Source organism: Microbacterium sp. TPD7012, assembly GCF_003075395.1.
Classification (GTDB): Bacteria; Actinomycetota; Actinomycetes; order Actinomycetales; family Microbacteriaceae; genus Microbacterium.
On the sequence record NZ_QDFV01000007.1, the window covers coordinates 135,188 to 158,278 of the forward strand.

A 23,091-nucleotide genomic window follows, 5' to 3' on the forward strand; every position below is an offset into this window, starting at 1 on the left:
GCCGCTCCGGTCAGTCCTTCGACGCGGTGTGCGCCCGGGCGTAGGCCAGGTCCTTGCCGGAGAGCTGCTCCACCATCCCGACGACGGCTCCGGTCAGCACGCGGATCTCCTCTCGTACCGCCTCATCGAGAAGATGTGAGTCGCTGTCGAGCACGGACTGCTGGGCATCGGGCGACAGGTCCGACCACCAGTCGTCGATCGGGGGAAGGGTCATCGTTCCTTCTTTCAGCGGGGTGGGGCAACGGGCTGGACATCACCGGATCACCGGCACGACACTGAGATCATGACAGCGGATCTGCCTCCTGACGAGCCCGACATCGACGATCGGGCCGACGGTCGCGACGAGACTCCCAACGAGAGGGCGGACCGGAACTGGCTCGAGCTCCTGCAGGAGCTGCGCGTCATGCAGACGGGTACGCAGATCCTCACCGGCTTCCTCCTCGCCGTGGCCTTCCAGCCGCGTTTCACCGACATGGACGAGCTCCAACGCGATCTGTACGTCGTCCTCGTCGCTCTCGCGGCGATCGCGACGATTCTCGCGCTCGCGCCGGTCGGCATGCACCGCGCGCTGTTCGGGCATCGCCGCAAGCCCGACCTGGTGCGGATCGCCGCCCGCATCGTCCGGATCGACCTGGCCGTGATCGGAGCGCTGACCATCGGCGTGACCACCTTGATCGTCGACTTCACGGTGAACCGCACGGCCGGCATCATCGCGCTCGTGGCCGCGCTCGTGCTGGTCGTGGCGCTGTGGCTGGCCCTGCCGCGGGCGATGCGCGAGCGGCCCCGCTCCGACGACACCGGAGAGGAGTGATCCCGCGCACCTCGCTCAGCGGCCGGCGGGGCTGCGGTTCTCCGCGCTGACCATCCACGCGAACTGCTCCAGGCGCTCGATGACCGCGTGCAGGATGTCCGCCGATGTCGGATCGGCCTCGTCGACGTCGTCGTGCACATCGCGCATCGTCGAGACGACAGCCTCGAGGCGGACGGTGATCAGGTCGATGGTCTCCGAGGTGGAGACCTCGCCGGCCGGGAACTCCGGCAGCGTCGTCGTGGCCGAAACCGTGACGCTGCGTCCATCGGGTACGGCGTGCAGTGCGCGCATGCGCTCGGCGACGGTGTCGCTGAAGGCGCGTGCGTCGTCGATGATCTCGTCGAGCTGGCGGTGCGTGTCGCGGAAGTTGCGTCCCACGACGTTCCAGTGCGCCTGCTTGCCCTGCGTCGCCAGCTCCAGCAGGTCGACGAGCACGGCCTGCAGGTTCGCTGCCAGATCGGGCGATGCGGTGAAGCCCTTCTCGGCGTTCTGGCGCCGGGTCGTCTTCGCTCCGCCCTTCGGCGTACCGGCGGTCTTCTTGGTCGTCTTCGTGTCAGCCATGGGTCGACGCTAACGGGGGCGGAGACGCACGCCGAGGGGGTTGACACCGGTGCGCGCGCGCCTCGAATGTGGCCGGAGGACAGAGAGGCGGACCCGTGACCGACGACCAGCAGCAGAGATCGCAGATCGAGATCAGCACGATCCAGGACAGCGACGCCGGCGAAGTGCTGACGGTGCAGCGCGCCGCCTTCGTGTCGGAGGCGGCGATCTACGGCAGCGTCGACATGCCCCCGCTGACCCAGACGCTTCCCGAGCTGCAGGCCGAGCTGCGCGCGGAATCGGGTTTCGTCGCACGGATCGGCGGACGACTCGTCGGCGCGATCCGTTTCGTCGAGCGCGACGGCCTGCTCTTGATCGGGCGGATAGCGATCGCGCCCGACCTGCAGGGCGAGGGCATCGGACGGATGCTGCTCGACGCCGCCGAGGAGTCCTCCAGCGCCGATGTGGCCGAGCTCTTCACCGGCAGCCTGAGCGAGGCGAACCTGCGGCTTTACGAAGCCTGCGGCTACGAGGAGCATGAGCGCGTGCCGGACGGCGACGGGACCGCCCAGGTCTTCCTGCGGAAACGTCTGGGAGCTTGAGAGCCTCCTGACAATCGCGGCAAGGGGGTTGAGCCGATGGACGAGGTCCGGCATCGTGGCCCGGACGTGTCGCGACCGCGGCATGCCCCAACCGGAAGGAGAGTCTCGTGCTCACCCTCACCGACAACGCCACCGCCATCGTCTCCACCCTCGTGAGCCGTCAGAGCGAAGCCCCGGATGCCGGTCTGCGCATCCACTCCACCACCGCTCCCGACGCGCAAGGCGGCGCCCGTCTGGCCGTCCTCGTGACCGCCGACCCGGAGCCGCAGGACCAGGTCGTGGAGATCTCCGGCACCCGCCTCTTCCTCGATGAGGGGGCCGCAACCGCGCTCGACGACAAGGTGCTCGACGCCGGTGTCGACGACGAGGGCGCCGTCTCGTTCGCGGTGATGCCCAAGGTCGCCTGACGACACAGGATTCCGGATGCCGCGGCCCTCAGGGGTCGCGGCATCCGTCGTCTTCGGGTCGAGGCGCGTGGCGCCACGGCACGCCTCGGGACCCGCCCCTAGCATCGAGGCATGCGAACTCGTGCGCCCCGTGTCCTGATCGTCTCCGCCGTCGCGATCCTCACCGTCATCGCCGCCGGGTGTGCGCCGACAGCGGCACCGCAGTCCACCATCTCGTCGGGCTCCGCCTCGCCGTCATCGTCGCCGTCCGAGACACCGGAGACAGCGGACGCGCGGGTGACCATCGACGGACTGTCGATCGACGAGGGCCCGCTGATCGCCTATACCGACCACGACGCCGTGCGCGCGGCGCTCGGAGAGGTCGTGGGGCCCGTCCCCGAGGCGCAGGGACCCGATGCGTACGGGTTCACGTCCTATGACTGGGACGGCGCCGTCCGGCTGAACGTCCCCGAGTCGGGGCCGGCCGCGCTCTGGATCGGGAGCGACGACACCCCCGGCGTCGTGTTCACCGTCGCCGACGGGATCGGCATCGGCTCGAGCCGCGCAGACGCTCTGGCGGCCGGCGCCGAAGAGCTTCCGATGGACGACGACGGCGACGGCGTGAACGACTATCTCGCGGTGGGCACCCGCGAGGTTCCAGGCACGATGTCGCTCGTCCGTCCGGGAGAGGTCGGCGTGCAGTACGTCATGCTCGCGCTCGACGGCGACACGGTGTCGAAGATCTTCGGCCTCGCCGACGACTTCAGCGATCTCTGAGTCGAGACCGCTCGTCAGAGCTCGGTGACGCGACCCGACTCGACACGCCACCGACGGTCGGTGTGCACCGTGGCGAGCATCCGTCGGTCGTGCGTCACCAGCAGCAGCGTCCCCTCGTACGATTCGAGCGCCTGCTCGAGCTGCTCGATCGCCGCGAGATCGAGGTGGTTCGTCGGCTCATCGAGCACCAGGACGTTGGTGCCGCGGGCCTGCAGCAGGGCGAGCCCCGCTCGCGTGCGCTCCCCCGGTGACAACTCGTCGACCGGGCGACCCACGTGGTCGGCTTTGAGTCCGAACTTGGCGAGAAGCGTGCGCACCTCACCGGTGGCCATCTCGGGCACGAGCTCCTCGAAAGCCGCCGCGAGCGGCTGGGAACCCGCCAGCAGGGAGCGCGCCTGGTCGATCTCGCCGATCTGCACGCTCGCTCCGAGACTCGCCGTGCCCTCGTCCGGATGCTGTTGCCCGAGCAGAGCGCGGAGGAGGGTCGACTTGCCCGCGCCGTTGGGACCCGTGATCCCGATGCGCTCCCCCGCGTTCACCTGCAGCGACACCGGGCCCAGAGCGAAATCACCCTGCCGGTACACCGCGGAGCTCAGGGTCGAGACGACCGAGCTCGAGCGCGGCGCCGCGGCGATGGTGAACTCGAGCTGCCACTCCTTGCGGGGTTCCTCGACCTCCTCGAGCCGCGCGATCCGACTCTCCATCTGTCGCACCTTCTGCGCCTGCTTCTCGCTGGACTCCGTCGAGGCCTTGCGCCGGATCTTGTCGTTGTCGGGTGCCTTCTTCATCGCGTTGCGCACGCCCTGACTCGACCATTCCCGCTGGGTCCTGGCGCGGCCGATGAGGTCGGCCTTCTTCTCGGCGAACTCGTCGTACTTCTCGCGCTGGTGGCGGCGCACAGTGGCCCGCTCCTCGAGGTAGGCGTCGTACCCGCCGCCGAACACACGGTTCGAGCCCTGCGCCAGGTCGAGCTCCAGCACCCGGGTCACGCAGCGCGCGAGGAACTCGCGATCATGGCTCACCAGGACCACGCCGCCGCGGAGTCCGCGTACGAAGGCCTCCAGCCGCTCGAGACCGTCGAGATCCAGATCGTTGGTCGGCTCGTCCAGCAGCGCGATGTCGAAGCGCGAGAGGAGCAGCGCCGCCAGCCCGACACGAGCCGCCTGACCGCCGGAGAGCGAGGTCATCAGGATCCCGTCGGCGTCGCCGCCGTCGAGTTCGAGACCCAGGTCGGCGAGCACGGCCGGGAGTCGCTCGTCCAGGTCGGCGGCGCCGCTGGCCAGCCACCGGTCGAGGGCGGTCGAGTAGGCGTCTGCCGGGTCGACGCCCGGGGCGGCGAGCGAAGGGTCGCCGAGCGCGGCCGCGGCGGCATCCATCGCGATGGTCGCCGCGGCGCATCCCGTGCGACGGGCGATGTAGGCGGCGATCGTCTCACCGGAGATGCGCTCATGCTCCTGCGGCAGCCATCCGACGAACGCGTCGGCCGGTGCCAGCGCGATCGTCCCCGCCTGCGGCTCGTCGATGCCCGCGAGCAGGCGGAGCAGGGTGGACTTCCCCGCCCCGTTCGCGCCGACGACTCCGACGACGTCTCCCGGCGCGACCGTCAGATCGAGCGAGTCGAAGAGGGTGCGGTGGCCGTATCCGCCGGCCAGGCCCTGGGCCACGAGAGTTGCGGTCATGACTCAATCCTGTCATCGCGCGGACGCCGGGCTCGCACCCGATCCGCCTGCGGGACTCAGTCGGAGTGCTGCGCGCTGTGGTCCTCCAGGTCGGGTCTCGCCCGCAGCGCGTCGGCGATCTCCTCCTCCGGGCGCGGTGCGATCGTCTCGTCTTCTTCGAGTTCCGGAACGGTCGGCTCTCCCGGAGCGGGGATGTGCTCGTGCGAGGAGCGGTCGTTGTGGTCGGACACGGCGAACCCTTCGATCGGCGGCATGCCCAGAGTACGCCGACATCCCGATGGAAGACGCGTACGCTGAAGACCTGCCGCGACTCCTGCGGGAAAGGACTTCTCCCCCGTGAAACTCACTCAACTTCGGCGTTTCGTCGCCGTCGCCGAGACGCTGCATTTCCCCCGAGCGGCAGAATCCCTCGATGTGTCGCTGGCGGCTGTGTATTCGTCGATCGAGCAGCTCGAGGAGGAGGTCGGCCATCCGCTCTTCACGCGCGGAGGCGACACGCGCCTGACGAAAGCCGGCGAGCTTCTGCTCGAGGAGGCACGAGAGCGGATCGCCGCGGCGCCGGCACCGAGCGCGAAGCCGGTCGTCCCGGCAGGTGGCAAGGCCAAGGCGTCCAAGGGCAAGGGCCGCGCGCCCGTGGTGAAGGGTCAGCCGAAGCCGTACAAGAAGCGCCAGGGGCGCTAGCTCCGCGAAGACGCCGAGGTCACAGGTCGACGGCGTCGTGCCGCGCGACCGCGAAGGTCTGTCCGGGATACCGCAGCCCCGAGAAGTACATGTTGGTGTGGGCGATGATCTGCTCACCCGAGATCGGCACGCCGTCCCACTCCGCGTCGACCGTGGTGTGCGCGTCTCCCACGAGGGTGACGTCGTATCCCTCCGCCGCCGCGCGCTGCATCGTCGTGCGCACGCAGAAGTCCGACTGCGCGCCGGCCAGGACGAGGTGTGTGACCGCAAGACGATCGAGGGTCTCGCGCAGGTCCGTCTCCGCGAAGGCATCGCGATAGCTCTTCCGGACCAGCGGTTCTCCGTCGTGACGAGCCAGCGGCGGGGCGAGGTCCCATGCGGGCGTTCCGTCGCCGACCGGATCGTGGTGCACCCACACGACAGGCACATCCGCGGCGCGTGCGCGTTCCACGAGAGTCGCGGTGCGCGCGAGGGTTCCGTGTTCGTCGAAGCAGCCCGGCATCACGCCGACCTGCGCGTCGATCACGACGACAGCGGTGCGCGGCATCCGTGCGGATGTTTGCGCGGGGGTCGAGGTCATCTCAGTCCCAGTCGAGGTATTCCTCGATGTTCACCGCGGTCTCGATCGCGTGCGTCATCGGGAACAGGTGGTCGCCGCCGGCGATCGTCTTCACGCTCGCGCGCTCGGGCACGGTCGACTGCAGACGCTCGCCGTTGGCCGGCGCCGTGGTGGTGTCGTCGGAGGCCTGGATGATGAGCACGGGAATCACCGGTGCCACCGGGATGTCGTTCCCCTCCACTCCGAGCAGGAGCAGGCCGTTGACCCGCTCATGGTGCGATGCGGCGAGCGCGCGTGCGATCGTTCCGCCGAATCCGTGTCCGCCGACCCAGGTGTCGGTGAGGCCGACATGGTCGATCACCGCGAGGACATCGTCGACGCGGTCCTCGAGCGAGATGTCGGCGTCGCCGGCACGGTAGCCGATGCGCAGCACGTGGAATCCGGCTTCCTCGGCGAGGTAGTGCCCGACGACGCCCAGAACGTCGGCGGGGAGCCCCTGCTCCTGGATCAGCACGAGCTTGACGGGCCCGTCGCCTTCGTCGACGAAGGGAACGGCGCGGCCGTCGGGCTCGAAGGTCTGGGTGTCGGTCATCGGCGTCAGTCTCCTCGTGCCGTCGGTGTCGGAAGCGCAGGCGGAACGAACTCGGCGGACGCCTGCGGCCGGACCGCGGCTCACGCCGCCTTCGTCCAGCCTATCCGGATGCCGTGGGCGGCACAGAAGCCCGATGCTCCGCGTCGAGACGGCCCTCGGGATCGTGTCGTGGATTCAGCCGGGCTGCCCCGGGCCGAACGACTGCCCGTTGAATGCGGAGAAGAACAGGGTGAACCACACGATGAAGAAGATCAGCTGCGCCAGGGCGCCCAGGACTCCGATCACCATCGCCCAGCGAGCGAGCCCCGCCCCCGATTCAAGGTTGCCGGGCGCGCGCAGCTGCCGCAGCGCGAACACACCGAGAATGAGTCCGGCGACAGGGATCACGAACGCGGCGATGAAGCCGACGAGGGACAGGGTGTTCGTGCGCGGTGCAGTGGTGGCCGTTGTCATCGGGACCTTCCGAGGCTTCGTGTCGCCAGGTGGGCCCATCGCGACGAGTCGACTATAGAAACGTTCTGGTGGTTCGTCGCCTCTTTCCGCATGCGCGAGATGCTATAAGACACGCCAGGGGTCGAGCAGGTCGACCCCGGTATGAGCGAAGTCTTTGACGTTGCGTGTCGCGCACGTGGCCGAGTGGGCGAGGCAGATGGCAGCGATCTGGGCATCAGCCGTGCTGATCGGGCGCCCCGCCGCCTCTCGCGCGAGAAGGACTCTCGCGTAGTGAGCTGCGGAGGCGTCATCGAAGGCCAGGATGGAACGGGTACCGCGAAAGGGCTCGATCGCCGCGTCAACGCGAGCGGTCAGCTCCGTTTTCCGACGGCCGTCCGGGAGCCGTTCCAGGCCCGCCAACAGCTCAGCGAGTGTCACCGCAGTGATGGAGACTTCCTCGGTGCACGCCTCGAGCCAGGCGACGACTCGCTCATTCGGCGCGGATCGGAAGACCTCCGAGATGACGTTCGTGTCGAGGACGATCACTCGAAGTCCGCAGCCCGCGCGATGTCATCGCGCTTCGGAAGCTCCAGGTCATCCGCAGCACCCCCTTGCTGGGCGGCGTGCATGAGAGCCAGCCCGATGTGCGGTCTCCGAGCGGCCCTGGTCAGAATCTCACGAACCTCGGCTTCCATGGAACGTCCATGGCTCTTCGCCTGCGCGGCGAGTTGCACTTTGACCGACTCATCGAGTCCACGAACGATGATCGATGCCACGGGACGACCACCTCCTTGCTTGATATCATCAATGATATCAGGCAACGCGGAGGATCTGTCTCGCATGCGTCGAGCCTGCACGTGCACACGCCATCCTGGGAACAGATGCGAGCGATTGTGGACGACTCTCAGAGATGCGCGGAGAGTGCAGAGCAGGTGAGGCGAGTCTGCGGTTCACCCGAAGCAGTCCACGCCCAGGGGCGCCACGGCCACGCAGTCATGCTTGGCCGGGTCGTAGTACTCGACGCCATCGGGCAGGACGGGACCAGGCTCGCCGAAGAACGCGCGATAGTCGTTCGGGCACCCTCGGTGCCGCCGCACTCGAAACCGTCCGGGTAGATGAGCCAAACCTGGTGACCCTGCGCCCACTCGGGCAGCTCCGGAGGGTACTCCTGGGGCGGTGTGGGGGCAGGCGTCGGCCAGGGAGGTGCCGCCTGTGGCGCTGTCGGGTCGGCGCACCCTGCAAGCGCGCCGATCGCGAGGACGAGTGCGGCGAGGGTCGTGGTGAGCGTGGCAGCGCGGCGCATGAGGACATGTTCGCAGATGGACACTCACACCTGGAGGGTCCCGGCAGAACCCGAGCGTCGTCCGAATGAGTACGCTACCCGTACGGTGGCCGAATCCGACAGCTGCCATCGCACCGACCGCGAACCGAACTCTGGAGACGAGCGTGACCGAGACATACCCGATTCAAGCCGCATTCGCATCGGCGCTCGGCACCGCACGCGCCGACGAACTGCTGACCAAGCTCGACAACTACTCGAATCAGCCGAACGCCGTCGCGGGCGCGGCGAAGAGGCCGAGCGACCCAGAGATCGAAGCGAGCGCGCATGCGGCCTTCGCGGCGGCGACCCCCGAAGAAGTCGATGTGGAACTCGACTCGATCGGAATGTGGGGCCTCCTGACGCTCGCAGCGCGAGCCGACGTCACCATCCTCGACAGCCTTCCCGCAGAGCGTGCGGACAACCCGAAGGTGGCCACGATCAGACGTGCGGCCGCGAAGCATCGGAAAGGCCTGGCAGACGCCGAAGGTCGCCCCTGACTCGCCGAGCCGGATGGGCTAGTTGTTGAAGCGGAACTCCACGACGTCGCCGTCCTTCATGACGTAGTCCTTGCCCTCGAGGCGCGCCTTGCCCTTGGCACGGGCTTCGACGACCGAGCCCGTCTCGACGAGGTCGTCGAACGAGACGATCTCAGCCTTGATGAAGCCCTTCTCGAAGTCGGTATGGATGACGCCGGCGGCCTGCGGCGCCTTCGACCCCTTGGGGATCGTCCAGGCGCGAGCTTCCTTCGGACCAGCGGTGAGATACGTCTGGAGCCCGAGGGTATCGAAGCCGATCCGCGCGAGCTGGTCGAGGCCCGACTCGTCCTGGCCGGTAGACGCCAGCAGCTCAGCGGCATCCTCCGGGTCGAGGTCGATCAGCTCGGACTCGATCTTGGCGTCGAGGAAGATGGCCTTCGCGGGCGCGACGAGAGCGGCGAGCTCGGCCTTTCGGGCATCATCCGTCAGCACCCCCTCGTCGACGTTGAAGACGAAGATGACGGGCTTCGCGGTGAGCAGCCCCAGCTCGCGGATCGGCGCCAGGTCGATGCCGGCGACCGACAGCAGCACGCCGCGCTCCAGAGCATCCTTCGCGGCGATCGCGGTCTCGAGCACGACGGGCTCGATCTTCTTGCCGCGCACTTCCTTCTCGTAGCGGTTGATCGCCTTCTCGACCGTCTCGAGGTCGGCGAGCATGAGCTCGGCGTTGATCGTCTCCATGTCGGATGCCGGGTTCACGGCACCGTCCACGTGCACCACGTCGTCGTCGGCGAACCCGCGCACGACCTGGGCGATCGCGTCCGCCTCGCGGATGTTCGCCAGGAACTTGTTGCCCAGCCCCTCGCCCTCGCTCGCACCCCGCACGATGCCGGCGATGTCGACGAACGACACCGCTGCGGGGAGGATCCGCTCGCTGCCGAAGATCTCCGCGAGCTTGTCGAGACGCGGGTCGGGCAGGTTCACCACGCCGACGTTCGGCTCGATCGTCGCGAACGGATAGTTCGCCGCGAGCACGTCGTTCTTGGTGAGTGCGTTGAAGAGGGTGGACTTGCCGACGTTGGGCAGGCCGACGATGCCGATAGTGAGAGCCACGGAGGACGAGTCTACCTGTCGGTCCTCGCGTGGTCCTGCGAGTCAGTCGCGTACCGCGCGGAACGCCCTCGTCACGTAAGGGAGATCGATCGTGTCATCGCCGTGGAGGCCGAGCTCGTCGAACAGGGCATCCATATCCCGCCGGATGCGTGCCTTCTCATCGTCGGATGCCGTGATCACGTAGCTGCGCGACGACGCCATGGTGTGCAGCAGTTCGCGGGTGATGGGTCGGACCCATTCCCAGCGCTGCTGCGCGAGCGGACCGAACGGCGCCGCGACGACGGGGTCTCCCGCGGCGAGCATGATCTCAGCATTGCTGCCGTGCATGATCTCGGTGAGCCGTCGCACCCAGTCCACGCGCTCGTCGCGGATGTTCCAGATGAGTCCGAGCACTCCCCCGCTGCGCACGACGCGCCCGATCTCGGCGGAGGCCGCCACCGGCTCGACCCAGTGCCACGCCTGGCCGAGCACGACCGCGTCGACGCTGTCATCCGGAAGCGGCAGGCGCTCGGCCGTCCCGACGAACGCGGGGACCCCGGGGACCGCGGTGCGCAGGGTCGCGAGCATCTCGGGGTCGGGATCGACGGCGACGACCTCGGCGTCCGGTGCACCGAGGAGGGTGCGCGTGAGCTTCCCGGTCCCGGCGCCCACATCGGCGATGCGACGCGAACCGTGCGGCAGAGCGTCGAGCATCCATGCGACCGCCGCGAAGGGGTACTCCGGCCGACCGACCTCATAGCTGTGGGCCTGCACGCCGAAGGATGTCGCCTGCTCGTCCGTCATGTCGCCAGCCTACGGCGAGCCTGCGATCCGACGCCGAAATCGCGAGGGAGAGTGGATCCGTGCCACTGGACTTCACTGCGATCGACTTCGAAACCGCGAACTCCAGCCCGGCCTCCGCCTGCTCCGTCGGACTCGTCCGCGTGCGCGGCGGCGAGGTCGTCGCGACCGCCGGATGGCTGATCCAGCCTCCGCCCGGGCACGACGAGTTCCAGGAGTGGAACGTGCGCATCCACGGCATCCGACCGCAGGACGTGGTCTCCGCCGCGACCTGGGCGGACCAGTTCGACCGTCTCTGCGGCTTCGCGGGCGCCGACGTCCTGGTCGCCCACAACGCCGGGTTCGATCTCAACGTCCTGCGCCGGGCGGCTGAGGCCACCGACATGCTGTGCCCGCCGTACCGCTCGCTCTGCAGCCTGCAGGTCGCCCGCAAGACGTATCAGCTCGACTCGTACCGCCTGCCGGTGGCCGCAGCCGCCGCAGGGTTCGCGGAGTTCTCGCACCATGACGCCCTGGCCGATGCCCGCGCCTGCGCGCAGATCGTGATCGATGCCGCCCGCCGCCACGGCGCCGCCGACGTGTTCGCGCTCGCCGACGCGCTCAGCCTGCGGGTGACGGAGCCCGCGGTTCCCGCTCTGGAGCGCGCCGTCGCCTGACGGGGATCGCCGCGTCTGAGCGGGGCTGCCCCGCAATGTCGGATGCCGGCCGCATCATGAGAGACATGGATGCTCTCTCGCTCGTTCTGGTCCTCGCCGCACTCGCGGCGGGTGTCGCCGTGGGCTGGTTCCTGCGCGCAGGACGAGGGGCCGCCGACCTGGCACGGGCAGAGGCCGAGCTGGCAGCCGCGCGCGACGACCGGGATCGCCAGTACGACCTCTACCGCGACGCGGTCGAGCACGCCCGTACGGAGCAGCGCGCGGAGGCGCTGCGCGTCCAGCAGCAGAACGCCGTGCTCACCGCCCTCGCGCCGGTGCGCGAGAGCCTGCAGCAGATGCAGTCGAAGGTGACGGCGATCGAGCAGGAGCGGCAGGCGCAGTTCGGCACCCTCGCCGAGCAGCTGCGGCGCGCGCAGGAGTCCGACGAGGCGCTGCGGGCCACGACCGAGTCCCTGGCCGGGGCCCTGCGATCCACCGCGACGCGCGGCGTCTGGGGAGAGACGCAGCTGCGCCGGGTGGTCGAGGCGGCCGGCCTCACCCGCCATGTCGACTTCGACCTGCAGTCGACGATCTCGTCCGACCGTGGCACCGGTCGCCCCGACATGGTCGTCCGCCTGGCAGGCGGCACGTCGATCGCCGTCGATGCCAAGGTCCCGCTCGATGCGTATCTCGAGGCTTCCGCTCTCCCCGCCGGAGACGCTCACGAGCCGCAGCGACGTGCGCACATGCAGAAGCACGTCAAGGCCGTGCGCGCCCACGTCGATGCGCTCGCGAAGAAGGCCTACTGGTCGGGCCTCGACGCCAGTCCCGAGTTCGTGATCTGCTTCCTGCCGAGCGAGTCCCTCCTCGCCGCGGCGATCGACGAAGACCCCACGCTGCTCGACTACGCCTTCAGCCGTCGTGTCGCGCTGGCCTCGCCCGTCAACCTCTGGGCCGTGCTGAAGACCGTCGCCTATGCCTGGACCCAGCAGGAGGTGTCGACCGAGGCACGGACCCTGCTCAATCTCGGAACCCAGCTCTACGAGCGGCTCGGCACTCTCTCCGGCCACGCCGACGACCTGCGACGAGCACTGGAGCGCACCGTCGACAGCTACAACAAGTTCGCCGGTTCGCTCGAGACCCGTGTGCTCGTGACGGCGCGACAGTTCCCCGGCGTCGACGCCTCGGGCCTTCCCGCCGCGCCGGCGGTCACCGCAGGGGTCACCCGCCGCTTCACCGCACCGGAACTCGTCGGCATCGACGACGAGAAGTCCGACGCCCCGGTCCGCGCGGATGTGGGAGAGGTGCGCGCACGTCTCGACGACGTGTGAGTCAGGCGGCGCCCGGAACGCCGCTCAGCAGCACGATGACCAGACCGCTGGTGGCGAGGAAGGCCCCGATCATCCACCATGCGCTGATCTCATGACCTTCGTCGAGACGCTTGCGGAAGAGCACGTCGGCTCGTCGAGCGGGGTCGCTGACCGCGGTCTGCGGTGGAGCCGTCGGAGCCGGAGCTATCACCTCGGCGTCGGCGCTCACCCGGAGGATGCGCCCCGTGTTGGTCGTGACGATCTTCGTCGGGGCGGCCTTCGAGCCGCTCGTATGCTGCGTTGTCATCTGTTCGCCCTCCTGGTGCCTGCGGTGCCTGGCGGCTCCGTCGACGGCGACAAACCCAGGGACAATTGTGACACGGCACCCCGAGGAAGCGTGGATCACGACGTCTCGACCCGATACCGGGTCGGTAACGATGACACGGCCTCCCCGCGCACAGATCGCTCGCCGAGCGGCCCGTACGACTATGCCGGGCGACTCAGAGCCACTTGGAGACGAGGTGCTCCGAGGCGATGCGGCGAAGGGTGCCCGATGCTCCGCGAAGCACGACGCTCTCCGTGTAGACGAAGCCGCGCTCCCGGCGCACGCCGGCGACCAGCTGGCCGTCGGTGACGCCCGTGGCGACGAAGATCGTATTCTTGCCCTGCACGAGGTCGTCGGCCTCGTAGACCTTGTCCATGTCGAGGCCGGCGTCGATGCCCCGCTGACGCTCATCGTCGTCACGCGGCCAGAGCCGACCCTGGATGTGGCCGCCGAGCGCCTTGATGGCGCAGGCCGTGACGATGCCTTCCGGGCTGCCTCCGACGCCCACGCACATGTCGGTGCGCGCGTCGTGACGAGCCGCGTTGATCCCACCGGCGACGTCTCCGTCGCTCATCAGGCGGGTACCGGCACCGGCGTCGCGGATCTCCTGGATCAGCTGCTCGTGCCGCGGGCGGTTCAGCACCGAGACGACGATCTCGTCGACGGGCTTGTCGAGGGCCCCCGCGAGTCGGCGGATGTTCTCGCCGACGGGGAGGCGGATGTCGACCACGCCGACGCCCGCGGGGCCCGTGACGAGCTTGTCCATGTAGAACACCGTCGATGCGTCGAGCATCGTGCCGCGGTCGGACACGGCGATCACCGAGAGCGCGTTCTGCCGTCCGGCCGCAGTGAGAGACGTGCCGTCGATGGGATCGACCGCGATGTCGCAGAGCGGCCCGCGGCCGGTGCCGACGACCTCCCCGTTGAAGAGCATCGGGGCGTTGTCCTTCTCACCTTCGCCGATGACGACACGGCCCTGGAAGTCGACCGTTCCGAGGAACGCGCGCATCGCGTCGACGGCGGCTCCGTCGGCGGCCTCCTTCGCGCCGCGGCCGATGAACGGCACCGCGCGGATCGCCGCCGCCTCGGTCGCGCGCACCAGCTCCATCGCGAGGTTGCGGTCGGGATGAAGAGGGCTCAGATCCGCTGTCAGACTCACCATGCGGTCAGCCTATCGATCAGCCATCGTGAACAGCCCGGCTTTCGGCCCATTTCACGTGAAGGAATCCCGATTCTTAACAGTCCGGCAGGAGTCCTGGCCGCTCAGCGCCTCGGAGCCTGCGTCATCGACCCATGCACCCCGATAGAGTGACTGCTGTCCCGGCTTCCCCTATCGCAGGAGTTCTCATGCCCGTCGCCACCCCGGATCAGTACGCCGAAATGCTCGACCGCGCGAAGGCCGGCGGCTTCGCGTATCCCGCTTTCAACGTCTCCAGCTCGCAGACGATCAACTCCGTCCTGCAGGGCCTCACCGAGGCCGGCTCCGACGGCATCATCCAGGTGACCACCGGCGGCGCCGACTACTTCGCCGGCCACACGGTCAAGGCCCGCTCCACCGGCGCGCTCGCGTTCGCACGCTACGCCACCGAGGTCGCCAAGAACTACCCGGTCACCGTCGCGCTGCACACGGACCACTGCCCGAAGGACGCGCTGGCCGGCTTCGTCGAGCCGCTGATCGCGGCTTCCGAGGAAGAGGTCAAGGCCGGACGCAACCCGATCTTCCAGTCCCACATGTGGGACGGCTCCGCCGTTCCCCTCGCAGAGAACATCGAGATCGCCAAGGATCTCCTCCCCCGCATGAAGGCCATCAACGCGATCCTCGAGGTCGAGATCGGCGTCGTCGGCGGCGAGGAAGACGGTGTCGCGCACGAGGGCTCGAACGACGCCCTCTACACGACCTTCGCCGACGTCGACCAGGCCGTTCAGGCGCTGGGCCTCGGCGAGCAGGGCCGATACATCGCCGCCCTGACCTTCGGAAACGTGCACGGCGTCTACAAGCCGGGCGGCGTGAAGCTGCGCCCCGAGCTGCTGGGCGAGATCCAGCAGCAGGTCGCCGCGAAGTACAACACCGGCGCCAAGCCGCTCGACCTCGTCTTCCACGGCGGATCCGGCTCGACCGTCGACGAGATCGCCCTCGCGGTCGCCAACGGTGTCATCAAGATGAACATCGACACCGACACGCAGTACGCCTACACGCGTGCGATCGCCGACTACATGTTCAAGAACTACGACGGCGTCCTCAAGGTCGACGGCGAGGTCGGCAACAAGAAGCAGTACGACCCGCGCGCATGGGGCAAGATCGCCGAGACCGCGATGGCCGCCCGCGTCGTCGAGTCCACCCGCCAGCTCGGCTCCTACGGCCAGTCGAAGAGCTGATCCGCCCCTGGGTCGCTGAGCTCCGCCCCCTGGGTCGCTGAGCTCCGTCCCCTGGGTCGCTGAGCCTGTCGAAGCGAAGGGGTGCCCGGCCGATCGGCCGGGCACCCCTTTTCTGCGTCGATGGGCGGGATCAGCTGCCGCCCATGTTCTCGACGTACGACATGAAGGCGGGATCGCCGAACATCGGCACCGCCAGGCACATCGACGCGATCAGCATCGTCACCACCGCGCCGACGAGGGGAATCCACCAGGCGACCTTCGCGCTGCGGAGCCGCCGGATCGACGCCCACGCCGTGAGCGACCAGCCGACGACCAGCACGACCGCGGCGACGGTGCCCCACAACTTGCCCTGGTCGTAGTTCGTGAACTCTCCGTCGATGCCGAGGATCTTCATGCTCTCGTTCATCACCCGCGTGAGGTCGAGGTACGACAGCGCGGTGACGATCACGTTGATGAGGCCGTAGGCCAGCAGCCCGATGGTGACGAACCGATCGACGGGGTGGGGACGACGCGGAGCGGCATCCGCGATGACGGGCTCCGGTGCGGGGGCCGTGAAGACCGGTTCCGCCACGACCTCGTTCAGCGGCGGGAGCCCGGCCGCCCTCCGCTGCTCCTCGGGGGTTGCGAGTTCGCCGTACTGAGGACGCTGATCGGTCATCCCGCCATGCTAATCGCCGCCGCTCCGAGCGGCTCACAGCCGACGCAGGCCGAAAATGATGGCGGCCCCGGAGAATTGGGGACTCCTCGGGGCCGCGGACTCGGAACGCTGGGGACGCTCGTCATCCAAGTGGGCTCACGCAGAGCTGGGGACCCTCCGCGAACCTGTAGTGCCGTTTGCACAGACGCCTACGGTTCTGATCATAGGAAAGCGCATGTCCGGCGCGCTAGAGCCGAAACTTCAGATGGTGAACTCGACGTCGGGTGCACCCGCATCCAGAGAATCGGCGCCGAGCTGCAGCGACAGTCTCCGCGCGATGCTCTGCAGGCGCGACACCAGGGCCCGATCCACGACAGCCAGCTCCGAAGGCAGCGAGATCGCGAGCGACGCGGTGATGTTCGGGGCGATCACCGGCACCGCGACGCAGGTCGCCCCGATCGCGTACTCCTCCTGATCGACGACCCACCCCGGAGAGTGCTCGAGCTGCGTCAGCAGAGTGGCGCGATCGCTGATCGTGCGCGGGGTCAGCTCTTCCAGGCGATGCCGCGCCAGATAGTCGAGCCGGTGCTCGTCCGGCAGCTCCGCGAGGATCTGCTTGCCCAGCGCCGTGGCATGGGCGCTCGACTGCAGGCCGACCCAGAGCTCCACCCGCGGGTTGTGCACGGCATCCACGATGTCGACGAGGTGCATCTCGCCGTCGTCGAAGCGCGAGAGGTAGGCGGTCGCGCCGACCTCCTCCGTCACGTTCCTCAAAGCGGAGCGCACGCGGGCGAGGAAGACGCCGCGCGAGTCGATCTCCTGCTGGAACGACGGGAACCTGGTGCCGAGCACGAGACCGTCGGGTTCGGCCGACAGGTATCCCTCGTGGATGAGCGTGCGGATGAGGTTGTACGTCGTGCCCGGGGTCAGTCCGGTGGCGGCGGCCAGCATCTTCGCCGGCAGCGGACGAGGAGAGTTCGCGACGATGTCGACGAGGCGAAGAGCGCGCTGCACCGACCCGATGAGGGTGGGCTCGCCCTCTGTCGGGCTCACCGCTACGCGCCTCCTCCTGAGGCACGACCGCCGAGCGCCCGGGCGTCGCGCTGGCCGGCGGAGTCCTGACGAAGCTCCTTGGGCAGAGAGAACATCAGATCCTCCTCAGCCGTCTTCACTTCTTCCACGTCGCGGTACCCCGCGTCGCTGAGAGCATCGAGCACCTCGCGGACGAGCACTTCGGGGACGGATGCCCCACTCGTCACGCCGACGGTCTCGACGCCGTCGAGCCATTCCTGCTTGACCTCTTCGGCGTAGTCGACACGATACGCCGCCTTGGCGCCGTACTCGAGGGCGACTTCGACGAGCCTGACCGAGTTCGAGGAGTTCGACGATCCGACCACGATCACGAGATCCGCGTTCGCGGCCACCTTCTTGATCGCGACCTGACGGTTCTGGGTGGCGTAGCAGATGTCGTCGGACGGCGGATTGTGGAGCTCGGGGAAGCGCAGACGGAGACGGTTGACGGTCTCCATGGTCTCGTCGACCGACAGCGTGGTCTGTGAGAGCCAGACGACCTTGGACGGGTCCTTCACCTGCACCGTGTCGGCCTCGGCCGGCGAGTTGACGATGGTCACGTGCTCGGGGGCCTCCCCCGCGGTGCCCTCGACCTCTTCGTGTCCCTCGTGGCCGATCAGGAGGATCTCGAAGTCGTCCCGGGCGAACCGCACGGCCTCGCGGTGCACCTTCGTGACCAGTGGACAGGTGGCGTCGATCGCGTGGAGTCCGCGATCGGATGCCGCGTTCACGACGGCCGGCGAGACGCCGTGCGCGCTGAAGACGACGTGGGCTCCGGCGGGGACCTCGTCGACCTCTTCGACGAAGATCGCGCCCTTCTCCTCGAGCTCGGAGACGACGTGGATGTTGTGCACGATCTGCTTGCGCACGTAGACGGGTGCACCGTAGCGCTCCAGCGCCTTCTCGACGGCGACCACGGCGCGGTCGACGCCGGCGCAATAGCCGCGGGGAGCGGCGAGCAGAATCCGCTTGTGTCCGACGATCGGGTTATCCTGAAGCCGCCCTGCCGCCGCGCGCACGCGTGGGATGAGGGGGACGGGGAGATGAACGGCAGTCGAAGTCACCCCTTGATTCTACCGGCGCGTGCCTGTGGAAGGCCGGGATGCCGCCACACGGCGCGACGGCACGGAACGGGAGCAGATGACAGTCTTCGAAGCGGCCGCGGGTCCGGGCGAGACGCCGCCCGCCGACGCCGTCGCCCCGCGCGACTCCACCTCGGATGCACCCACCTCCGTCGCACGGTTGAATGCGACGATCCGCGACTTCATCGCGCGCTGGAACACCGTCTGGGTGGAAGGCGAGATCACCTCGTGGAACGTCCGGGCCGGGAACATCTTCGCCCGGCTGAAGGACACCCAGTCCGACGCGCAGATCTCCATCCGGATCTGGTCGAGCGTGCGCCCACGCATCCCCTCCGATCTCGGCGTCGGCGATCATGTGGTCGCCGCGGTCAAGGCCGACTACTTCGTCAAGGCCGGCGACTTCAGCTTCGCCGTCTCGGCGATGAAGCACGTCGGGCTCGGCGATCAGCTCGAGCGCCTCGAGAAGCTGCGCGCGCAGCTCCGCCAGGAAGGGCTGTTCGACGCCACCCGCAAGAAGCGTCTGCCGTTCCTCCCGCACCTGATCGGCCTGATCACGGGTGAGCGCTCCGACGCCGAGAAGGACGTGCACCGCAACGCCGAGCTGCGCTGGCCGCAGGTGCGGTTCCGCACCGAGTACGCCGCCGTGCAGGGCGACCGCTGCGTCCCCGACACCCTCGCCGCCCTCAAGCGACTGGATGCCGACCCCGAGGTCGACGTCATCATCATCGCGCGCGGCGGAGGCGACCCGCAGACGCTCCTCGGCTTCAGTGACGAGCGGCTCGTGCGCGCCGTCGCTGCGGCATCCACACCGATCGTCAGCGCCATCGGGCATGAGAACGACCATCCCCTGCTCGACGACGTCGCCGACCTGCGCGCATCGACCCCGACGGATGCCGCGAAGCGCGTCGTCCCCGATGTCGGCGAGCAGCGCGCACTGATCGCGCAGCTGCGCTCTCGGGCGACTTCGCGCCTGACCCAGCGCCTGTCCCACGACATCGCCCAGCTCGAGCAGCTGCGCTCCCGGCCGGTCCTGCGCTCCCCTGCGCCGATCATCGACGCCCGCGCGCAGGAGCTGTGGCTGCTTCTCTCGCGAGGCCGCGACACGATCACCCGGCAGCTCGACACGGCCGGACGCCGCACCACCGAGCTCCGCGCCTCGCTGCGCGCCCTGTCGCCGGCCGCGACCCTGGCCCGCGGCTACGCGATCGCGCACCTCGAGGGCGGCGTGATCCTGCGCGATGCGGCGGACGCGCCGGCCGGAAGCGCCCTGACGATCACCGTCGATCGCGGCTCCGTCGCCGCGCGCTCGGAGGGCGAGATCGCCGAAGGCTCCTGAGCCGGGCACCCGCGACGCACGCCGTAAGATGGAGGAGTGAGCGCCCTGAACGAGATCCCCGTCGAGACGCTGTCGTTCGAGGCAGCCCGCGATGAGCTCGTCACCGTCGTCGCCGAGCTCGAGCAGGGCTCCCCTACGCTCGAGCACTCGCTCGCCCTGTGGGAGCGCGGCGAGGCACTCGCCGCCAGGTGCGAGGAGTGGCTCCTCGGCGCGAAGCGCCGTCTCGAGGCCGCCCGCGCCGCGGCATCCGACTCCGACTCCGCCGGCGGCGCATCGTGAGCAAGCAGCCGCCGATCGTCGCCGAGCTCGGTCGGCCCGAGACCCCGGACGAGACCGCGGCGCGCAAGGCCGCATCCAGCAAGGCGTACCGCGGCAGCCAGACGGTGCGGAACCTCGTCGCGGCGCTCCTGGTGACGGTCGCCGTCGTCGCCGTGATCATCTTCGCCGTCCCGCGCGGCGAGCCGGTGAAGGCCGACGAGATCGACGTCGCCGGCATCGCGGCCGGCGTCGAATCGACCATGGACAGCCCCGCGATCATCCCGGAACTCGATGACTTCTGGCGCGTGAACGCCGCCGAGCTGCAGAGCGGTGCCACCGTCGTGTGGGAGATCACCCTCGCACCGGCCGCCGACGACGAACGCGGCTTCATCAAGGTCGCCCAGGCGTTCGACGCCGATTCCTCGTGGGCGCCGCAGCGCCTGAACGGCAACGCCCCCACCGACGAGGTGCGCATCGGCGGACTCGACTGGGACGTCTACAAGCTCGGCGACGCAGGCGCGAACGCCAACGTCAGCTACGCGATCGGCACGCAGGCCGGAGACGACTACGTGCTGCTGTACGGCTCGCGCTCCGCGGCATCCACCGCCGACCTCGCAGAATCCCTCGTGCCGCAGATCCGCGCTCTCTCGGAGGCTTCATGACGAACACGCTCACCCCCGCCGCAGCCTGGCAGCAGATGCAGGAGGGGAACGCCCGTTTCGTGCGCGACGAGCCCCAGCATCCGAACCAGGACGGCGCCAGGCGCCAGCACCTCGCCGCGGCGCAGCATCCGGTCGCCACGCTCTTCGGATGCTCGGACTCGCGTCTCGCGGCCGAGATCATCTTCGACCTGGGCCTGGGCGACCTCTTCGTCGTGCGCAATGCCGGGCAGGTCCTCGGCGAGTCGATCGTCGCGAGCCTCGAGTACGCGGTCGCCGTGCTGGAGGTGCCGCTCATCGTCGTCCTCGCGCACGACTCCTGCGGTGCGGTGCGCGCGGCGATCGACGGCACCGCCATCGACGCCGCCCCGCTTCCGCCGCACATCTGGCGGCTCATCGCCCCGATCGTGCCCGCGGCGCGCAAGGTGCTGCACGAGAGCGGCGGCACCACGGTTGCCGAGATCGACGCCGAGCTCGTCGGCGAGGAGCACCTGCGCAACACGGTCAAGGACCTGCTGCAGTCCTCCGAGCTGATCAGCAGCGCCGTCGCCGATGGCCGTCTGGGCATCGTGGGCGCCAACTACCGTCTGGCCGAGGGCACCGCGTCGCCGGTGGTCACGGTCGGAATCGATACCGAGGGGGCCACCCCCGCAACCAAGGAGGGTTCGGAATGACCGAGCAGGACTACCGCATCGAACACGACACCATGGGCGAGGTGCGGGTGCCCCTGAACGCGCTCTACGGTGCGCAGACGCAGCGCGCCGTGGAGAACTTCCCCATCTCGGGCAAGGGGCTGGAATCGACGCAGATCGCCGCCCTCGCCCGCATCAAGAAGGCGGCGGCGCTCGCGAACAAGGAGCTCGGCACGCTCGACGGCGCCATCGCCGACGCGATCGCGCAGGCCGCCGACCAGGTCGCCTCGGGTGCGCACGACGGGGAGTTCCCGGTCGACACCTACCAGACCGGTTCCGGCACGTCGTCGAACATGAACATGAACGAGGTGCTCGCGACCCTCGCGACCGGCATCCTCGGCGCGAGCGTCCACCCGAACGACCACGTGAACGCCTCGCAGTCGTCGAACGACGTGTTCCCGACCTCGGTGCACATCGCCGTCACCCAGGCGCTCATCGACACCCTCATCCCCTCGCTCGACCACCTCGCCGTCGCTCTCGAGGCGAAGGCGGAGCTGTGGAAGGATGCCGTGAAGTCCGGTCGCACGCACCTCATGGATGCGACGCCCGTCACCCTCGGCCAGGAGTTCGGCGGCTACGCCCGTCAGGTGCGCCTCGGCATCGAGCGCGTGCAGTCGGCGCTCCCCCGCGTCGCCGAGGTCCCGCTGGGCGGCACCGCCGTCGGCACGGGCATCAACACCCCGCTCGGCTTCCCGCAGAAGGTGATCGCGCTGCTCGCCGCCGAGACCGAGCTGCCGATCACCGAGGCCAAGGACCACTTCGAGGCGCAGGCCAACCGCGACGGCCTGGTCGAGGCCTCCGGCGCGCTCCGCACCATCGCGGTCTCGCTCACCAAGATCAACAACGACCTGCGCTGGATGGGATCCGGTCCCAACACGGGTCTCGGCGAGCTGCACATCCCCGATCTGCAGCCCGGATCGTCCATCATGCCCGGCAAGGTCAACCCGGTCGTGCCGGAGGCCGTGCTCATGGTCTGCGCCCGCGTGATCGGCAACGACGCGACGGTCGCGTGGGCCGGGGCATCCGGTTCCTTCGAGCTCAACGTCGCGATCCCCGTCATGGGCACCGCGCTGCTGGAGTCGATCCGACTGCTGTCGAACGCCTCGCGCGTGCTCGCCGACAAGACGATCGACGGCCTGCAGGCGAACGTCGAGCGCGCCGCCGCGTTCGCGGGCATGAGCCCGTCGATCGTGACCCCGCTGAACAAGCTCATCGGCTACGAGGCTGCTGCGAAGATCGCCAAGCACTCCGTGGCCAAGGGCATCACGGTGCGCGACGCCGTGATCGACCTGGGCTACGTCGAGCGCGGCGACCTCACGCTCGAGCAGCTCGACGAGAAGCTCGACCTGCTCTCGATGACGCACCCCGGCTGAGCCCGGCCGGACGCAGACGCCCCGATCTGCTGACGTCGCCCCGTTCTGCTGACCTTTCCCGAAGGTTGGTCAGCAGATCGGTACCGCGTCAGCAGATCGGGGCGTTTTGCACAGGAGGGCGGCAGGAACAAGTTGTGCACGGGGAGTGCGATGGTGGACTCAGCACCGGCTGCAACGCGGGCAGGCTGCAGAGATGCTCTCGGCACCAGACACCATTCGACGCCTAGGCGGGCTCGCACGCGGCACCCATCTTCAGACGCTCGGCTTCACGCGACGCGCGCTGTCACGAGCCGTTCGACGCGGCGAGATCGAGCGCATCCGTGACGGAGTGTTCGCCGCCGGGGTCATCTCGCCGCAGGTCCGGGCGGCGACTGCCCATGGCGGGGCGMTGAMGTCGATCACCTGGCGCTCGTCGGACATCGACTTCTCGAGCGGGAGCGTGCCGATGACCGAGACGCCGGTCTCGCGCTCGATGTCGCGCGGGTGGCGGACCCGACGATCAACCAGATAGCGCAGGAGCACATACAGCAACCCGAGGGCGAGGCCGAGGACCGCACCCGTGACGATATTGAGCCGAGTATTCGGAGA

General features: G+C 69.0%; 31 protein-coding genes. 15 read left to right on the plus strand and 16 right to left on the minus strand.

Annotated elements, in window-relative coordinates:
* Positions 1 to 10: 10 nt before the first annotated feature.
* Positions 11 to 214 (minus strand): hypothetical protein, encoded by a 204-nt coding sequence (locus DC434_RS17510; protein WP_116636596.1) that lies wholly within the window; start codon positions 212 to 214, stop codon positions 11 to 13.
* Positions 215 to 283: 69 nt separating this feature from the next.
* Between DC434_RS17510 and DC434_RS17515 the strand changes: the two genes are divergently transcribed.
* Positions 284 to 811 carry a DUF6328 family protein gene (locus DC434_RS17515; protein ID WP_116636597.1) on the plus strand — a complete coding sequence of 176 codons (528 nt, stop codon included), beginning with the start codon at positions 284 to 286 and terminating at the stop codon, positions 809 to 811.
* Between the two features lie 15 nt (positions 812 to 826).
* On the opposite strand, the gene DC434_RS17520 is transcribed toward DC434_RS17515, so the two are convergent.
* Entirely contained in the window at positions 827 to 1,372 is a 546-nt protein-coding gene (locus DC434_RS17520; RefSeq protein WP_116636598.1) for a DNA starvation/stationary phase protection protein, read from the minus strand.
* Positions 1,373 to 1,467: 95 nt separating this feature from the next.
* On the opposite strand from DC434_RS17520, the gene DC434_RS17525 reads away from it, so the two are divergent.
* From DC434_RS17525 to DC434_RS17535, 3 genes are all read left to right on the plus strand, one after another.
* Positions 1,468 to 1,953: a GNAT family N-acetyltransferase gene (locus tag DC434_RS17525; RefSeq protein WP_116636599.1), complete on the plus strand. Its 486-nt coding sequence runs from the start codon at positions 1,468 to 1,470 to the stop codon at positions 1,951 to 1,953.
* Positions 1,954 to 2,060: 107 nt separating this feature from the next.
* Positions 2,061 to 2,360 carry a Fe-S cluster assembly protein HesB gene (locus tag DC434_RS17530; protein WP_116636600.1) on the plus strand — a complete coding sequence of 100 codons (300 nt, stop codon included), beginning with the start codon at positions 2,061 to 2,063 and terminating at the stop codon, positions 2,358 to 2,360.
* Between the two features lie 111 nt (positions 2,361 to 2,471).
* Positions 2,472 to 3,116 carry a hypothetical protein gene (locus DC434_RS17535; RefSeq protein ID WP_116636601.1) on the plus strand — a complete coding sequence of 215 codons (645 nt, stop codon included), beginning with the start codon at positions 2,472 to 2,474 and terminating at the stop codon, positions 3,114 to 3,116.
* 14 nt (positions 3,117 to 3,130) lie between these two features.
* Here the strand turns inward: DC434_RS17535 and DC434_RS17540 are convergent, their stop codons facing one another.
* Entirely contained in the window at positions 3,131 to 4,795 is a 1,665-nt protein-coding gene (locus DC434_RS17540; protein ID WP_116636602.1) for an ABC-F family ATP-binding cassette domain-containing protein, read from the minus strand.
* Positions 4,796 to 4,851: 56 nt separating this feature from the next.
* Positions 4,852 to 5,049 (minus strand): hypothetical protein, encoded by a 198-nt coding sequence (locus DC434_RS20200; protein WP_116636603.1) that lies wholly within the window; start codon positions 5,047 to 5,049, stop codon positions 4,852 to 4,854.
* Positions 5,050 to 5,131: 82 nt separating this feature from the next.
* On the opposite strand from DC434_RS20200, the gene DC434_RS17550 reads away from it, so the two are divergent.
* A complete protein-coding gene (locus tag DC434_RS17550) occupies positions 5,132 to 5,476 on the plus strand; it encodes a LysR family transcriptional regulator (RefSeq protein WP_116636604.1) in 345 nt (114 codons plus the stop codon).
* A gap of 19 nt (positions 5,477 to 5,495) precedes the next feature.
* Here DC434_RS17550 and DC434_RS17555 read toward each other — a convergent pair whose 3' ends face one another.
* From DC434_RS17555 to DC434_RS17575, 5 genes are all read right to left on the minus strand, one after another.
* Positions 5,496 to 6,056 (minus strand): cysteine hydrolase family protein, encoded by a 561-nt coding sequence (locus tag DC434_RS17555; protein WP_116636605.1) that lies wholly within the window; start codon positions 6,054 to 6,056, stop codon positions 5,496 to 5,498.
* A gap of 1 nt (position 6,057) precedes the next feature.
* On the minus strand, positions 6,058 to 6,627 hold the full coding sequence (locus tag DC434_RS17560; RefSeq protein WP_116636606.1) for an alpha/beta fold hydrolase: 570 nt from the start codon (positions 6,625 to 6,627) through the stop codon (positions 6,058 to 6,060).
* 174 nt (positions 6,628 to 6,801) lie between these two features.
* Positions 6,802 to 7,080 (minus strand): DUF4190 domain-containing protein, encoded by a 279-nt coding sequence (locus DC434_RS17565; protein ID WP_116636607.1) that lies wholly within the window; start codon positions 7,078 to 7,080, stop codon positions 6,802 to 6,804.
* Positions 7,081 to 7,182: 102 nt separating this feature from the next.
* The gene (locus DC434_RS17570; RefSeq protein WP_116636608.1) at positions 7,183 to 7,605 is read right to left on the minus strand and encodes a type II toxin-antitoxin system VapC family toxin; all 423 of its coding nucleotides are present in this window, start codon (positions 7,603 to 7,605) and stop codon (positions 7,183 to 7,185) included.
* Complete coding sequence (locus DC434_RS17575) at positions 7,602 to 7,835, minus strand: toxin-antitoxin system (RefSeq protein WP_116636609.1); 234 nt, start codon at positions 7,833 to 7,835, stop codon at positions 7,602 to 7,604. Before DC434_RS17575 ends, DC434_RS17570 begins: the two co-directional genes overlap by 4 nt.
* A gap of 670 nt (positions 7,836 to 8,505) precedes the next feature.
* On the opposite strand from DC434_RS17575, the gene DC434_RS17580 reads away from it, so the two are divergent.
* A complete protein-coding gene (locus tag DC434_RS17580; RefSeq protein ID WP_116636610.1) occupies positions 8,506 to 8,877 on the plus strand; it encodes a hypothetical protein in 372 nt (123 codons plus the stop codon).
* An 18-nt stretch (positions 8,878 to 8,895) separates the two neighbouring features.
* Here the strand turns inward: DC434_RS17580 and ychF are convergent, their stop codons facing one another.
* Complete coding sequence (gene ychF / locus DC434_RS17585) at positions 8,896 to 9,969, minus strand: redox-regulated ATPase YchF (protein ID WP_116636611.1); 1,074 nt, start codon at positions 9,967 to 9,969, stop codon at positions 8,896 to 8,898.
* 42 nt (positions 9,970 to 10,011) lie between these two features.
* Complete coding sequence (locus DC434_RS17590; RefSeq protein WP_116636612.1) at positions 10,012 to 10,752, minus strand: class I SAM-dependent methyltransferase; 741 nt, start codon at positions 10,750 to 10,752, stop codon at positions 10,012 to 10,014.
* Between the two features lie 59 nt (positions 10,753 to 10,811).
* Between DC434_RS17590 and DC434_RS17595 the strand changes: the two genes are divergently transcribed.
* A complete protein-coding gene (locus DC434_RS17595; protein WP_116636613.1) occupies positions 10,812 to 11,405 on the plus strand; it encodes a 3'-5' exonuclease in 594 nt (197 codons plus the stop codon).
* A gap of 65 nt (positions 11,406 to 11,470) precedes the next feature.
* Complete coding sequence (locus DC434_RS17600) at positions 11,471 to 12,715, plus strand: DNA recombination protein RmuC (RefSeq protein WP_116636634.1); 1,245 nt, start codon at positions 11,471 to 11,473, stop codon at positions 12,713 to 12,715.
* 1 nt (position 12,716) lies between these two features.
* Here the strand turns inward: DC434_RS17600 and DC434_RS17605 are convergent, their stop codons facing one another.
* On the minus strand, positions 12,717 to 13,001 hold the full coding sequence (locus DC434_RS17605; RefSeq protein WP_116636614.1) for a hypothetical protein: 285 nt from the start codon (positions 12,999 to 13,001) through the stop codon (positions 12,717 to 12,719).
* A 193-nt stretch (positions 13,002 to 13,194) separates the two neighbouring features.
* Positions 13,195 to 14,181, minus strand: coding sequence for a class II fructose-bisphosphatase (gene glpX / locus DC434_RS17610; RefSeq protein ID WP_116636615.1), 987 nt, complete (start codon positions 14,179 to 14,181; stop codon positions 13,195 to 13,197).
* Positions 14,182 to 14,366: 185 nt separating this feature from the next.
* On the opposite strand from glpX, the gene fbaA reads away from it, so the two are divergent.
* Positions 14,367 to 15,395, plus strand: coding sequence for a class II fructose-bisphosphate aldolase (gene fbaA / locus DC434_RS17615; protein WP_116636616.1), 1,029 nt, complete (start codon positions 14,367 to 14,369; stop codon positions 15,393 to 15,395).
* Positions 15,396 to 15,525: 130 nt separating this feature from the next.
* On the opposite strand, the gene DC434_RS17620 is transcribed toward fbaA, so the two are convergent.
* The 3 genes from DC434_RS17620 to DC434_RS17630 all read right to left on the minus strand — a co-directional run bounded on the left by DC434_RS17620 (position 15,526) and on the right by DC434_RS17630 (position 18,167).
* Positions 15,526 to 16,053, minus strand: coding sequence for a DUF6264 family protein (locus DC434_RS17620; RefSeq protein WP_116636617.1), 528 nt, complete (start codon positions 16,051 to 16,053; stop codon positions 15,526 to 15,528).
* A 240-nt stretch (positions 16,054 to 16,293) separates the two neighbouring features.
* A complete protein-coding gene (locus DC434_RS17625; protein WP_116636618.1) occupies positions 16,294 to 17,085 on the minus strand; it encodes an IclR family transcriptional regulator in 792 nt (263 codons plus the stop codon).
* Positions 17,086 to 17,087: 2 nt separating this feature from the next.
* Complete coding sequence (locus DC434_RS17630; protein WP_207769994.1) at positions 17,088 to 18,167, minus strand: 4-hydroxy-3-methylbut-2-enyl diphosphate reductase; 1,080 nt, start codon at positions 18,165 to 18,167, stop codon at positions 17,088 to 17,090.
* Positions 18,168 to 18,243: 76 nt separating this feature from the next.
* On the opposite strand from DC434_RS17630, the gene xseA reads away from it, so the two are divergent.
* From xseA to DC434_RS17660, 6 genes are all read left to right on the plus strand, one after another.
* Complete coding sequence (xseA, locus tag DC434_RS17635; protein WP_116636619.1) at positions 18,244 to 19,521, plus strand: exodeoxyribonuclease VII large subunit; 1,278 nt, start codon at positions 18,244 to 18,246, stop codon at positions 19,519 to 19,521.
* 36 nt (positions 19,522 to 19,557) lie between these two features.
* Positions 19,558 to 19,800, plus strand: a complete 243-nt coding sequence (locus DC434_RS17640; RefSeq protein ID WP_116636620.1) for an exodeoxyribonuclease VII small subunit — start codon at positions 19,558 to 19,560, stop codon at positions 19,798 to 19,800.
* Entirely contained in the window at positions 19,797 to 20,441 is a 645-nt protein-coding gene (locus DC434_RS17645) for a DUF4245 family protein (RefSeq protein ID WP_116636621.1), read from the plus strand. Before DC434_RS17640 ends, DC434_RS17645 begins: the two co-directional genes overlap by 4 nt.
* Positions 20,438 to 21,112: a carbonic anhydrase gene (locus tag DC434_RS17650; RefSeq protein WP_116636622.1), complete on the plus strand. Its 675-nt coding sequence runs from the start codon at positions 20,438 to 20,440 to the stop codon at positions 21,110 to 21,112. The genes DC434_RS17645 and DC434_RS17650 overlap by 4 nt, the downstream gene beginning before the upstream one ends.
* Positions 21,109 to 22,503 (plus strand): class II fumarate hydratase, encoded by a 1,395-nt coding sequence (locus DC434_RS17655; RefSeq protein ID WP_116636623.1) that lies wholly within the window; start codon positions 21,109 to 21,111, stop codon positions 22,501 to 22,503. The genes DC434_RS17650 and DC434_RS17655 overlap by 4 nt, the downstream gene beginning before the upstream one ends.
* Before the next feature lie 193 nt (positions 22,504 to 22,696).
* Positions 22,697 to 23,014, plus strand: a complete 318-nt coding sequence (locus DC434_RS17660; RefSeq protein ID WP_116636624.1) for a type IV toxin-antitoxin system AbiEi family antitoxin domain-containing protein — start codon at positions 22,697 to 22,699, stop codon at positions 23,012 to 23,014.
* Positions 23,015 to 23,091: the final 77 nt, after the last annotated feature.